At 46.0% G+C, this 13,570-nt stretch carries 13 protein-coding genes; 6 read left to right on the plus strand and 7 right to left on the minus strand.

The features are described from left to right. The first annotated feature begins 23 nt into the window (after positions 1–23). From KNP98_RS07005 to KNP98_RS07015, 3 genes are read left to right on the plus strand one after another with little or no spacing between them, the layout of a single operon-like run. Positions 24–2,162, plus strand: a complete 2,139-nt coding sequence (locus KNP98_RS07005) for a PAS domain-containing sensor histidine kinase (RefSeq protein WP_088838154.1) — start codon at positions 24–26, stop codon at positions 2,160–2,162. Next, on the plus strand, positions 2,159–3,244 hold the full coding sequence (locus KNP98_RS07010; protein ID WP_088838156.1) for an SDR family oxidoreductase: 1,086 nt from the start codon (positions 2,159–2,161) through the stop codon (positions 3,242–3,244). The genes KNP98_RS07005 and KNP98_RS07010 overlap by 4 nt, the downstream gene beginning before the upstream one ends. After that, the gene (locus KNP98_RS07015) at positions 3,241–3,981 is read left to right on the plus strand and encodes a sugar nucleotide-binding protein (protein WP_214810996.1); all 741 of its coding nucleotides are present in this window, start codon (positions 3,241–3,243) and stop codon (positions 3,979–3,981) included. The genes KNP98_RS07010 and KNP98_RS07015 overlap by 4 nt, the downstream gene beginning before the upstream one ends. 75 nt (positions 3,982–4,056) lie before the next feature. Here the strand turns inward: KNP98_RS07015 and KNP98_RS07020 are convergent, their stop codons facing one another. After that, positions 4,057–5,448, minus strand: a complete 1,392-nt coding sequence (locus KNP98_RS07020; protein WP_088838158.1) for a TrkH family potassium uptake protein — start codon at positions 5,446–5,448, stop codon at positions 4,057–4,059. Positions 5,449–5,608: 160 nt separating this feature from the next. On the opposite strand from KNP98_RS07020, the gene KNP98_RS07025 reads away from it, so the two are divergent. From KNP98_RS07025 to motB, 3 genes are all read left to right on the plus strand, one after another. Beyond that, positions 5,609–5,848 (plus strand): hypothetical protein, encoded by a 240-nt coding sequence (locus KNP98_RS07025; RefSeq protein ID WP_029331998.1) that lies wholly within the window; start codon positions 5,609–5,611, stop codon positions 5,846–5,848. Positions 5,849–5,948: 100 nt separating this feature from the next. Then, complete coding sequence (gene motA / locus KNP98_RS07030) at positions 5,949–6,734, plus strand: flagellar motor stator protein MotA (RefSeq protein ID WP_088838159.1); 786 nt, start codon at positions 5,949–5,951, stop codon at positions 6,732–6,734. Then, the gene (motB, locus tag KNP98_RS07035; RefSeq protein ID WP_088838160.1) at positions 6,709–7,482 is read left to right on the plus strand and encodes a flagellar motor protein MotB; all 774 of its coding nucleotides are present in this window, start codon (positions 6,709–6,711) and stop codon (positions 7,480–7,482) included. Before motA ends, motB begins: the two co-directional genes overlap by 26 nt. Before the next feature lie 240 nt (positions 7,483–7,722). Here the strand turns inward: motB and KNP98_RS07040 are convergent, their stop codons facing one another. The 6 genes from KNP98_RS07040 to KNP98_RS07065 all read right to left on the minus strand — a co-directional run bounded on the left by KNP98_RS07040 (position 7,723) and on the right by KNP98_RS07065 (position 13,522). Next, complete coding sequence (locus KNP98_RS07040; RefSeq protein WP_088838161.1) at positions 7,723–8,256, minus strand: DUF420 domain-containing protein; 534 nt, start codon at positions 8,254–8,256, stop codon at positions 7,723–7,725. Between the two features lie 3 nt (positions 8,257–8,259). Continuing rightward, positions 8,260–9,687, minus strand: coding sequence for a dihydrolipoyl dehydrogenase family protein (locus KNP98_RS07045; RefSeq protein WP_029332004.1), 1,428 nt, complete (start codon positions 9,685–9,687; stop codon positions 8,260–8,262). Beyond that, positions 9,684–10,064: a DUF1499 domain-containing protein gene (locus tag KNP98_RS07050; protein ID WP_088838162.1), complete on the minus strand. Its 381-nt coding sequence runs from the start codon at positions 10,062–10,064 to the stop codon at positions 9,684–9,686. Before KNP98_RS07050 ends, KNP98_RS07045 begins: the two co-directional genes overlap by 4 nt. 97 nt (positions 10,065–10,161) lie before the next feature. Then, on the minus strand, positions 10,162–11,547 hold the full coding sequence (locus tag KNP98_RS07055; RefSeq protein ID WP_214766385.1) for a sensor histidine kinase: 1,386 nt from the start codon (positions 11,545–11,547) through the stop codon (positions 10,162–10,164). After that, a complete protein-coding gene (locus KNP98_RS07060; RefSeq protein WP_088838164.1) occupies positions 11,544–12,236 on the minus strand; it encodes a response regulator transcription factor in 693 nt (230 codons plus the stop codon). Before KNP98_RS07060 ends, KNP98_RS07055 begins: the two co-directional genes overlap by 4 nt. A gap of 23 nt (positions 12,237–12,259) precedes the next feature. Then, entirely contained in the window at positions 12,260–13,522 is a 1,263-nt protein-coding gene (locus KNP98_RS07065; protein WP_214808378.1) for a hypothetical protein, read from the minus strand. Between the last annotated feature and the right edge of the window lie 48 nt (positions 13,523–13,570).

Genomic DNA, 13,570 nt, shown 5'->3' on the forward strand with positions numbered 1-13,570 from the left:
TATTTTTTGAAAGGAGGTCGCTTATGACTGAACACTCATCCACATCCGCAGAAGCACTTATCCGTGCGACCTTACGTGCCGTCTCAGAACCGCTCGCTTTAGTGGATCGGATGGGCCGAATTAACTTTGTGAATGATACCTTTCACGCCCAATTCCCTACCGACTCCAATGACAAGTCACTGTTTTCACTTTTCTCACTCGACGAACAGTCTCTTCCATTATCTGATTCGGTCCACTTCCGGGTAATCCCTTACGAACTCATCGTCTCACCGATTGCGCAGACTTCCCTTTTCGTCGTTTCCGTTAAATCGCTCGCGATCGACCGCTTGCTCGAATCGACATTAGATGCTGCCCTACTCGTCACAGACGCAGACTTCCATATTACCGCGTTTAATGAAACAGCAGGTACCTTGTTCGGTTACGAAGAACACGAGCTGATCGGAAGATGTCCTGATGACTTACACGATCACGCAGAGTTTGATGAGCGGAAGCGACACTTGGAGCAGTTGAATTTAAAAGACTTATCTCCAGCCGATGTCTTATTGTTGCACGGGCGTGATGCGGAAAACGAATGGGTGTATCACCGTAAAGACGGCTCGACCTTCTATGGTCGATTGTATATGACCCGTCTAGCAGACGGACAATTTTTCTTGTTCATCGTTGATATGAGTGCCCAAAAACAAATTGAGTCACACCTGACGAAAAGTGAACGCCGTTTCCGTCTGTTTTCCGAATCAATCGTCGAAGCGGTCATCTTCCACGACCGTGGTACCATTCTCGACGCGAACCGAGCAGCTGAAGTGATTTTCCGTACAAAACTTGAACAAATCAAGGGACGCAATGCCCTGGATTTCATCCATCCTGACTTTCATGAAGAGGTCAGCCGGCGTATCGAACTCCACCGTAATGATCCGTACGAGGTCATCGGACAACGGGCAGACGGGACACCTGTCGAAATTGAAATTTTCCCGCGCGAAATCATGTACGAAAAAACACGGATGCGTGTCGCCGTCATTCGGGATATCAGTGAGCGTAAAAAAATCGAGAGCATGTTGGAACGTGAAAAAAATGCCATCATGCGTCAACGCGATATCACCCAATCGATTCTGCAAGCTTCAAACGAAGGGTTTTTACTGACAGAAGAAGATGGCAGCTTCATCTTCATGAACGTCAAAGCCCGAAAACTGCTCGATGTTCCAGGGATTGCACCAAGCAAGATTCAAGAGCGGATCAGTATGATTCCGAATCTCGATCTCGCGACCCGCTATGAGATGCTACAACAAGTCGAAGAACTCCTTGCCGGCAAGCATTCTGAACTGTCATTTCGGTTTACACTACAACGTCCGAATGAATCCAATCATCTTTACTTCGAGTTTTATGCGACTTCAATTAAGAAGGAACGTAGTCGCATCTCCCGTCATGGTTTTTTGTTCGTCTTCCGCGACCGGACAGAAGAGCAAAAAATGGACCAGGTCAAAGATGAACTCATCAGTACCGTATCGCATGAGCTCCGAACACCCCTCTCATCGATTCTCGGTTATTTGGAGTTGTTGCGCTATCGTAAGCTCACACCTGAAAAAATACAACGCTATGTCGAAATCATGCATGAAGAAGCCAAGCGGTTAACGACGCTCCTCAATGAATTTTTAGATATTCAACGGATGGAAGGCGGCAAACAACCGTACGATTTTAAATCATTCTCTTTACGTCAACTGCTCCTCGATACAACGGACGCTTTTGGTGAAACGGCCGAAACCCATCGCATCGTGCTTGATGTAAAGGAAGATCCTGTCATGATCGTCGCTGATGAAAATAAAATTAAACAAGTCGTTTTGAACTTACTCTCGAATGCAATCAAATATTCACCATCCGCCGACCACGTAACGGTCAGTCTACACACACAAGGCGAGCAAGCCATCATTACTGTGACTGATCACGGTCTCGGAATTCCTCAAAATGCATTCGATAAGCTTTTCACGAAATTTTACCGTGTCGATAATTCAGCCGTCCGTAAGATTGGCGGAACCGGCCTCGGTCTTGCGATTTGTAAAGAAATCATCGAATCACATGGTGGGGCGATTTCCGTCGAGTCGGAGCTCCATCAAGGGTCGACTTTCACGGTTGTACTCGATTTAGATTCAAGAAAGGATTATGCAAAATGAAACGGACTTATTTCATGACAGGATTCCCCGGATTCCTTGCCACCAAATTAATTGAACGTCTCGCTCTTGTGCCGGAACAAATTGACCGGTTTTATTTGCTTCATCTACCGAGCGAACGAACAAGTGCCTTAGCAAAAAAGGAATCGTTACTCGAACACACGCGTCTTGAAGAAGCACAACTCGTTTTATTAGAAGGTGATATCACAACACCCGGATTAGGATTGAACACAGAGACGAAGCAACGACTGTCGACTGAAGTGACGCATCTCTTTCACCTGGCAGCACTGTATGACTTGGCGACGACATTTGATATCGCTTTTCGAATTAACGTCATCGGAACATCGAACGTGACGCAGTTTGCTCATACGTTGCATTATCTTGAACGCTACATCTACTTCAGCACCGCCTATGTCTCCGGGCTCCGGACCGGGACGGTTCTTGAACAAAACCTCAAACATGCCGCATCATTCAAAAATGCGTACGAAGAAACGAAGTACCTGGCAGAAGTTCGCTTTCATGAAGAAGTCGGTTCACTTCCTTACACGATCATTCGTCCAGGTATCGTTGTCGGTCACTCCGAGACAGGGGAGACACCAAAGTGGGATGGGGTTTATTTCGTCTTAAACGCGCTGCGCCTGCTCAAGCAATTCGCCCCCCTTCCTTATGCAGGTAGAGTCAATGCACTCGTCAATCTCGTTCCGTATGATTATGTCATCGCTGCGACGACCTATTTAAGCCATGTACCAAGCGGCGTCCGTCAAACGTATCACCTGACGGATCCATTCCCACACGGCGCACGGACGATTTATGAGCTGTTACATGATACCTACTATGGTGCTTCTCCACGAGGTGTCGTCCCGTTTCGCCTCGTGACGTCCCTGTTGACCCCGCGTATCGCTACGCGCTTACAGATGCAGCGGCAGACGCTTGATTACTTTGTTCACCCTGTTCACTACGATACGACGAACACACTTCGTGATTTAGACGGAACTGGTATTGTGTGTCCTGATCTTGCTGAGTTTCTTCCACGACTTGTCGATTACTATAAAATTCAACATCCCGAAATGGAGAAAACACAATGAATTCTCTTGTTACCGGTATGAATGGTACAGTCGCACCTGTACTTGCAGACGTCTTACGCATGCATCAGTATGAAGTTACAGCTTGGGATCGATCGGTTGTCTCGACGACTGATCCCGCAATCATGGAAGCTTTTATTGATCAGGTCCAACCTGATCTACTCTTACACATCGGAATGGGTTCTGCTGAATTTGCAGAATCATTGGCACGGCTATCTTTTGAGCGTAACATTCCCTTTCTCTTTACGAGCACGGCTTCTGTCTACGCAAATCATCAACAGGGACCGCATGATCCATCTGTACTTCCGGAAGCAGACGATGACCACGGTTTTTATAAACGAACATGCGAACGACTTATCCAAGCAGTCAATCCTGACGCCTACATCGTCCGGATCGGCTGGCAAATCGGTCAGGTTGCCGGATCAAATAATATGATTGATTATTTAGAACGACATGCCTCAACGGGTCCCATTCCGGCAAGTAAAAACTGGTATCCCGCTTGCTCTTTTTTAGAAGATACGGCGCAAACGCTCTATACAATCTTGACGACTCAAACACCTGGCCTTTATCTTGCCAATGGAAATTCGACCCATTCCTTCTTTGAAATCGCTACAGCATTAAATGTATACCACGGTTCGAAATGGAAAATCGAAGAAGATAATACAATCCAGCGTGATGATCGAATGAAGGATACTCGGGTGACCATTGCCCCAATCTCAGATCGATTATCATTTATGTAAGAAAAGTGCCTCGCCATTCGATGCGTTATCGAACGGTGAGGCACTTTTTAGGAGACATCTGCTACTGACAGCCAATCAACCAATCAGCATATTTTCTTTCGGATAACGAATCAAGCGATTGTGTTGCGTCGCGACCGTGAAGAGAATCGTCAAGGAACCGACACGTCCAAGCAACATCATGAACATGATTAGTCCTTTTCCAAAATCATTCAACTCTGATGTCACATTTAACGAAAGTCCGACCGTCCCGAATGCGGAAACCGTTTCGAAGAAGAGCCCTGTAAACGAGATATTCGGTTGCGACAGTGCCAAGAGCGTTGTGATGACACCGATGAATAAAATGCTGAAAATAGCAATCGCATAAGCTTTTGATACGGCCTGCGCCTGGACGGTCCGACGCATCAGGACCGTTTCTCGTTGTCCCCGTAGATACGTCCAGACGTTCTTTAAGATGACGGCTGCTGTCGTGACTTTAATGCCTGATCCCGTCGACGCCGATCCCGCTCCGATATACATCAAAACCATCATCAAACCGATCGAAAGTGGCACCATCGTCGTCAAATCAATCGTCTGGAACCCTGCCGTCCGGGTCGTCACGACTTGGAAGAAAACGATATGTAGTGCTTGAAAGAACGAATAATTTTGAAGGGAACCGAGATGTGAGACCCACTCATACACCATCATCGCGACCGTCCCGATACCGTTGATGACGAGTAATGATAAAATCATTAATTTCGAGTGTAATGAAATTTTCTTGAAGCTGCGGTTAGCCGAAACATCAGCGATGACCGTGAAGCCCAATCCCCCAATCATCAATAGAGCAGAAATCGTAAAAATGAATGTCGTATCTTGTTGGAAGGACGTCAAACTGTCTCCCCATAACGCAAAACCGGCATTATTAAAGGCGGAGACCGCATGAAACAGACCATAATACAGTGATTTTGAGAGCGTATATTTGTATTGAATGAACAGATCGAGAGCAAGTAAGATCATCCCAATCAACTCCAGGATGACGGTCGTCAAGAGAATGTTCCGGACGAGTCGAATCGTTCCTCCCGGACTATCTAAGTTGAACATCTCTTGAATGATGATCCGCTGACGAATCCCGATTTTTCGACCTGTGACACTAAGTAGAACAAGTGCAATCGTCATGAATCCGAGACCACCGATTTGAATTAAAATCATTAAAATCAGTTGCCCCCACAAATTATAGGACTCTGCAATGTTAATCGGCGAAAGCCCCGTCACCGTCGCAGCCGATGTCGCGACGAACAGACAATCAATTAATGCAACGTGGCTATCGCTTTGTTGAAACCAGGGGATCCACAACAATAATCCTCCGAGCAAAATCGTCAATGTGAATCCAGTCGCGATGAAACGGGCTGGTTTATCAAATAATTGATGATACGTTCGTTCTCCAAAATCTCCAAATTTCGCTAAACGTGTATGTCTTTTATGCGAAAACATGCGTTGACTCCTCCTAGATGAGATTACTCAATTGCATTTATCATACTCTCTCGAAAACATTAGTTCTATCGAAATTTGCAATCAACTAAACGTTTTCGTTTTTTTTTGGTAAAATAGATAAAAGCAGACGTGTTAACTTTAAAGGAGGTTGAGGGAAACAGTGGACCCTAGGACGGCTGACCATTCGATTGAGGATGTCTCGCGAAGGCTAGAACGACAATCACAATGGATGCCCGCACAGTTATATTATCAGTTCGAGGAATTATTATCGTTACATCTGGAACAACCGATTCTAAATGAATTGTATAATGTATTAAAAAAATACGACGTATTAACCGATATAGAGCGTGACGAACGAAACGAAAGCATTCAATTGCTAATCGACGAAAACGGCGCTTAATTCTCGGTTTTTGGATTTCCGAGCAGAAGATGCCTCTTCTGCTCTTTTTATTTTTTCGTTCACGACCCTAACAACATGTGGAAAGGTGGCACAATTAACAATGGATATCGTGTCGATAATCGGTATTATTCTTGGACTCATCACACTCGTCGGAGGAATGATTCTAAAAGGTGCTCCTCCAATCGCCTTACTGAACCCTGCGGCACTCGTCATCATCTTCGCAGGTACAGCAGCAGCCATCATGATTTCCTTCCCGAAGGAACGGCTCAAATTGATTCCAGCCCTGTTCAAAGTCATCTTCTTCGAACAAAATTTAATGACCAAACAAAATCTCATGCTTCAATTTTTGACACTATCGACGCAAGCGCGTAAAGAAGGTCTCTTATCGCTCGAAACAGCGATTGAAGAAGTCGACAACGCGTTCATGAAACGTGGTGTCATGATGGTCATCGATGGTCAACCTTCTGAATATGTGGAAGATGTCATGACACGCGACCTCGAAAACATGACAGAACGCCATCATGCGAACGCGAACATTTTCACACAAGCTGGTACATATGCTCCGACCCTCGGTGTTTTAGGGGCCGTCATCGGTCTAGTCGCCGCCCTATCCGATCTGTCGGATATCGAGAAGCTCGGACACGCAATCTCGGGTGCCTTCATCGCCACATTATTCGGGATTTTCACCGGCTATGTTTTATGGTTTCCATTCGCGACGAAACTCAAACAAAAATCAGCAAATGAAATTCAACTCTATGAAATGATCATTGAAGGAATTCTTTCGATTCAAAACGGGGAATCTCCAAAAAACTTGGAGGATAAGCTACTCGTGTATCTGACGCCGAAGGAGCGTGAAACTTATGAAGCGGAAAAAGAAGCCGCATGATGAACACATCTCGGAAGGTTGGCTGATTCCGTATGCCGATCTTTTGACTCTGTTACTTGCGCTTTTCATCGTCCTTTTTGCTTCGAGTAACGTCGATGCCGTCAAACTAAAAGCGATGTCTCAATCATTCAGTTCCGTCTTCAACGGTGGCTCCGGCATGATTACCAATAGCTCGCTCGCGACTTCACAAGAAGAAGAGGACGAAAAAAAGACGGATGCTCGGACGAAAGCACAAAGTTTTGAAATCTCAGAGCTCGAAAAAATTAAAGCCCAAGCGTCCGACTATATCAAAAAAGAAAAGCTCGAAAAAGATATTAAAGTCGAAATCACGAATGAAGGTCTCGTCTTCACGATTCGAGATCGCGCTCTATTTTCTCCTGCGCAAGCTGAAGTCAAAGGCGAAGCCATCCAAATTGCTCAAGGGATGAGTAACTTACTCGTCAAATCTGGACAACGTCAAATTCAAGTGTCTGGTCATACAGATAACATCCCCATTCGTACGGCACAATACCCGTCGAACTGGGAACTCAGTACGGAACGCGCCATCAGTTTCATGCGTGCGTTGCAAAAAAATCCAAAGTTAGAACCAAAACGGTTCACCGTCACCGGATACGGCGAATACCAACCCATCGCTTCGAATCAAACAGAAAGTGGACGGAGTCAAAATCGGCGCGTCGAAGTCCTCGTCCGTCCGTTACTTGATATCAAAGCAGCGAATTTGCTAGATGAAACAACGGTCAAACCGTAAGAAACAACTAATTTCGAAGATGAAGATATACACGAAGGGATTGCCATCTAACATCGATGCGCAATCCCTTTAGACTGTAAAAACCTTTTTATGAAGCGTGAACATGCTGCAGGAATAATGTCAATTTTCTCGCCTTGTCTTCAAAGAAGCAATTCACATTGCACTAAGTGAGGAACAAAAAAAGTGAGTCCCAAACACAGACAAGCTGCGTGAAGACCCACTTAACTCGAACATTCATTTTTAGTAATATGGACGAATCATGATGTAGACGATGACACCCGTCAGACTGACATACAGCCAGAGCGGCATCGTAAAACGTGTCCATTTTTTATGTTTCTCGAAATTTTGATTGAGCGCATGTGCGAGCGACATCAAGACGAGCGGCACGATAACCGCTGCCAAAATGATATGCGAAATCAAAATAAAGAAATAGACCGGGCGAACGAATCCTTCGCCGCCAAACTTCGTCGACTCACTCACGGCGTGATACGTCACGTAAGAAACTAAAAAGAGTGTCGTCGTCGTCATGGCACCACCGATGAAACGACGGTGATTGATCCGGTTTCCACGACGAATCGAAATCCATGCTCCAAGTAGGAGCATGAACGTAAAACTGTTAAAAATCGCATTGAAAAACGGTAACAACGTCCAATCAAAGCCATCACTCACCTGAAGCGGTGGCGCGAAAAAAAGTAAGGCGACAAGTAAGTTGATGACGAGCGTCAAAATAATGACGACCGGCACAAAATTACGCCGTTTAGCAGGTTCTTGCATGAATCATTCTCCTTGTTTCCAGTCAAAGTATCGTTTCAACCATTTCGGCAATGGACCATCAAAGAGACGCTCACGCCAGTAAAGATCAGCCGCACGTTGCACAGCCGCACCACGAATCGGATACGGGTGGACGACACGTGACAATTGACCGACTTTATCTTTACGAGCCATCGCATAAACGACTTCTTGCATCCACTCGCCAGCTTGCTCCCCAATCGCATGAGCACCAATTAGTTTACCACGTTTGTTCGCAATCAATTTGACGCGACCTTCTGTCCGACCATTGATGACGAAACGATCGACTTCATCGAGGCCTGTTTGATAAACCTTGATTTCGTCATATTTTTCGCGTGCTTCTTCTTCGGTCAATCCAAGATGGAACAGCTCAGGCGTCGTGAATGTGACCCACGGGACGGCACGGTAATCGGGCTTCGTCCGTAAACCGAACAAGGCGTTCGTAACGACCGTCTTACCTTCAAGACCCGCGACGTGTGTGAATGGTAACGATTGAATCGTATCACCGACAGCAAAGATGTGCCGTTGACTCGTCCGAAGTGATGCGTCGACTTGCACGTACCCTTTTTGCACATCAACACCGGCGCGATCGAGGCGTAAGGCTTCAATCCGCGGTTTACGTCCGACAGCGACGAGTACGGCATCCGTTTCGATGACACGTGATTCTCCATCCGTTTCGACCGTGACTTCAATCCCACCTGACGCTTTTCGAACTTGCGTCACCGTCGTGTTCAGATGCAACACAAGCTCTTGCTCAATTTGGCGTTGCAAGACTTCAACCATGCCTTTATCTTCTTTCGGCATCAGTGATTTTGCACCTTCAATGACCGTCACTTCTGTTCCAAGATGCGCGTAGGCTTGCGACAGCTCCATCCCGATTGCGCCGCCCCCGATGACGAGCAGACGTTCTGGACGCTCCGTCTGTTCAAAAATCGTTTCGTTCGTCAAATACGGAACCGTATCAAGACCATCGATTGGCGGAATGATTGGTTGCGAGCCTGTCGAGATTGCAAATTTTTCCCCGACAACAAGTTGTCCTGCTACCTCGACTTCGTTTGCACTGAGGAAACTCGCTTCACCGATATAGACATCTACGCCTAAGTCTTCGAACCGTTTTGTTCCGTCATGTGATTGAATGATGTTTCGTGCCCGGTCGACGCTCGCTTTCGTTTTCGAGTAGACCGCGTCACCATTTAATGTGACATTATATTTTTCAGCAGTCTGCTTCATGACATAGACATCGTGTGCTGCTTCAATCAACGCTTTTGACGGGACACACCCGTAGTGTAAACAATCTCCACCGAGATGCGTATGACGTTCAATCAAAGCGACGTGCGCACCAAGACTTGCAGCACCAGCTGCAATAGTCATGCCTGCTGCTCCACCACCGATAACAACGAGTTGATAACTTTTCATTGTGACTCCTCCTTCTGATAACGGTTAACGATATCTTCCATCCGCTTTCGATTGACGCCCCAGTCGGAGTAACCGACGCGTGAGGCAGACCGGAAATGAACAAGATGAGTCGACTGATCAAAATAAAATTCGACATCATCCTTAAAGTGGAAAAACTTACTCGAGAAGACAGCATGGATATAGTCTGGTGTTTCTTTCACGATTTTAACTCGATCGAGACTTTGCAAAATCCGCATGACTTGGAATTTCGAATCTTTCATCGTACCTTTGAACGGTAATGGGTCCATCTTTAACGCTTGTTGATCCGTTTGTGTCGATACTGCGTTCGGTTTTCCATTTAGCAGACTTAATGCTCCATTTGAGACGCCAAGTGCCATGTCTGATTCCTCCGTTTCATTTCTTGAAAAAATAAATACTATTCCCATTTTACTTTACCAGTTCGATTTCGAAAGCGCTTCTCATTCGACTCCCCTGTTATGCTTTCGTCACCGGAAGCAAGATTGTCGCGATAGCACCACCTTCTGGTTGATTATCGATAAATAGTTTTCCTTCATGTGCTTCAACGAGTTCACGGCAAATCGATAGACCCAGCCCGGTCCCACCTTTTCCTTTTTGGACTTGATAAAATTTCTCCGTGACATGACGTAAATGTTCTTTCGGGATTCCTGGTCCTTCGTCACTAAAGGATAAAAAGAGCACACGTTCTGAACGGACGAGACGGATTGTAATTTCGCCACCTACGGGCGAAAAACGAATCGCATTATCTAAGAGGTTCAAGAAGACTTGTTTCAGTCGATTCTCGTCGTAGAGACCGATGACTTGTGCTGGTAACTTCCGCACGATGGTGACTTCTTTTTCTTCGACCTTTTGACGCAGTTGAGCCGTGACGGCTTCGATGATTTCCGTCAAGTTGACTTCCTGACGGTATAAGACGAGGCGACTCGTCTCAAGCTTCGAAAAGTCGAGTAACTGTTCAACGAGTGAAATCAGTCGTTCCGTCTCCGAGTGGATGATGCCCATACCGAGCGAGGCTTCTTCCGGTAGACGCTCTTTCTCTGCGAGCAATGTTTCACTCCATCCTTTGATTGAAGTCAGCGGTGTCCGTAACTCATGTGATATCCCAGAAATAAATTCATCTTTCAACGTTTCTTGTTGCTTGATCTGTTGTCCCATGTAGTTGATCGTCCGCGCGAGTTCTCCCAGTTCGAACGTATAGGCCTCATTCACTTTAACGTCGTAATGTTGCTTTGCAATTTGATCTGACGCCCCGATGACTTCTTGAATCGGTCGGACGATCGAGGAGACGAGTCGGGAAGAATAAATATAGGCGAGCCCCCAAATGAGGATTCCGAGCAAAAGGATTGCTAAACAAATCTCCATAACCCGTTGATCGATTTGATTGAGTGACGTCGTATAGCGTAACGCCCCTGTCGTCTGTCCGAAAGAGACGACGGGTTCTGTCACTTCAAGCAGATGTTCATCCGTTGCAACATCATCATAACGCTTCGTTATTGTTTCCCCAGCTTGGAGTTGTGTAATCTCTTCGTTCACTAATTTTCGTTTTGAGATGAAGCCAGTCGACGAATAGCGGGGGACGCCCTTCGCATCCAGCACCTCAATCTCAGCATCTTCATACGCATAGGAATCGAGGACGTCATGAATCGTCGCATCTGAATCCATGTAGTCATATGCCAAGCCACTATTTGCGAATAAGACAGCGCTCGCATTCGCATGCCGCTTCAAGACGTCTGTCGCCGTCACATAATAATAGTTATAGGTCACAAACGATAAAATCCCGATGACGAGCAGAACGGTCACCGTAATAATCGTCATGAACCGCATCAATATCTGTCGTTTCATTTTTCGTTACGCCACTTGTAGCCATGCCCCCACAACGTTTCGATAAACTGTGGTTCAGCCGGGTTTTCTTCAATTTTTTGACGAAGACGACGAATGTTGACATCGACGGTTTTTCGATCGCCGAAATAGTTTTCTCCCCAGACGGCATCAAGCAATTCATCCCGTGACATGACTTGATCTTCATTTTTAATGAAATGACAAAGTAAATCGTACTCTGTCGGCGTCACTTCGACATCGACGCCTCCTTTTTGGACACGCTTCGCGCCAAGATCAATCCGGAATGGTCCTGAAATCAGCTCGCGTGGTTGCTTCCGACGACGTAACGTTTCGACGCGTCGTAACAACGATTGAATCCGAGCCAGTAATTCGGCCGGGCTAAACGGCTTCGCGATGTAATCGTCCGCCCCGACACTGAGCCCCATGACTTTGTCTTCCTCACGTGTCCGCGCTGTCAACATGATGATCCCGACGACTTCATCTTGCGCCCGTGCTTGCTCGCATACAGCAAATCCATCGACTTCAGGCATCATGATATCGAGTAACATAATATCGAATGTCTCTTGTTTAAATTGTTCTAACGCTTCTCGTCCATTTTCCGCTTCACTCACTTCATACCCTGCCCGTTTTAAATTAATGACGATGAAACTTCGAATCGCGTGTTCATCCTCAGCCACTAATATTTTTGTCATGTTCGCTTCCTCCTACTTCGACTCTATTCGACGAGCGTTACGTTCGCTGCGTACTCTTCATATGATTTTGTGACATTCACGACATAAACGTAGTCAATGCCTTCTTTGATTTTCTTTTTTTGCGGACTGGCAATGTACTGATTTTTCGGAATCACTTCGATTTCGAAATCGATTCCGTTCGTCTCCTGATTGATGAAGCGGATCCGATTATCTTTTTTATCAATCGTCTCTCGCGTCGCCCAGCGCGCCGGGAAGCGCATGACGAAATTGTATTCTAAATCGATGTATTGTTCTTCTCGGAGTTCAAATCCCGATTCGAGAAAAGGCGACACGTCCAAGCCGTTCCATGTGTAATAGGCCGTGATACGCGGTTTATCCTCACCAATCGGACCACTGCTGTTTTTTGGTGTGTACTGGTGTGCAAACTCTACGATTCCATCTTTATCAACGTCTTTCGGATACGTATACATCGGTTCGATGATTTCTGCTTGATCGCCGAATGTATGCTGCACAAGCCGACCTTCGTCCAGTTGAAACAGCGCCACATGCATCGCGGCATCACGTGTAAAAGAAATGAGCAATCCTCTTTTTTTAGACACATCAATCGAATCAACTTCAAACAAATCATGATCCGCGAACAAGTCACCCTCTTTTGTCGTCAAAGACATCGCCTGGCGATCAGATGGATTTAACACATCCTTGTAGTACATCACTTTTGCCGGTCGCCCTTTTTTCAAAAGAAGCATATCTTGTTGCTGATCTTGATTTAAGTCAGCAATCGTGACTCGATCGTATGTATCTACCTTCGTAATGTCTGCCGTTGGTTGAAGGAGATTTTTTAAGAGATAAACCGTGTTCGTCTCAAGGTTCGATATACCAATCACTAATTGATTAGACGTTTTCATCGGATTCAACACAACATGCAGTTGGTCGATTGCCTTTCCTTCTGCAATCGGTCGTCGTACCTTTAATGACCAACTCTCTTGTTTACGCTCGTGAACCAATAAATGAATTTGGAAGTCTCCGTTCACTTCAGTCCGATAAAAGGTGACCGCTTCTTGATGACCGTCCTGATTCAGGTCGATCAATTCATATAACCGTGATATCGACTGGTTTCGGGGGGCGATGATTTCTGCTCGTTCCGGGAGGTCGTGCTCAATTTTTTCCTTTAATGCAGTCTCCCATTTCGGTAGGGCCGGATGCTGTAGTAAGGTCGCAGGGTGCGGCAGGCTCAGGCCACATCCTGCTAAATATAGGGTCGATAAAATAATGGCAACATATCTCATAGTGGTTGAATCCTTTCCATTCGTGCTCTAATCAAACTGTATCATACT

The organism is Exiguobacterium sp. s127, from assembly GCF_018618695.1.
GTDB classification, from domain to species: domain Bacteria; phylum Bacillota; class Bacilli; order Exiguobacteriales; family Exiguobacteriaceae; genus Exiguobacterium_A; species Exiguobacterium_A oxidotolerans.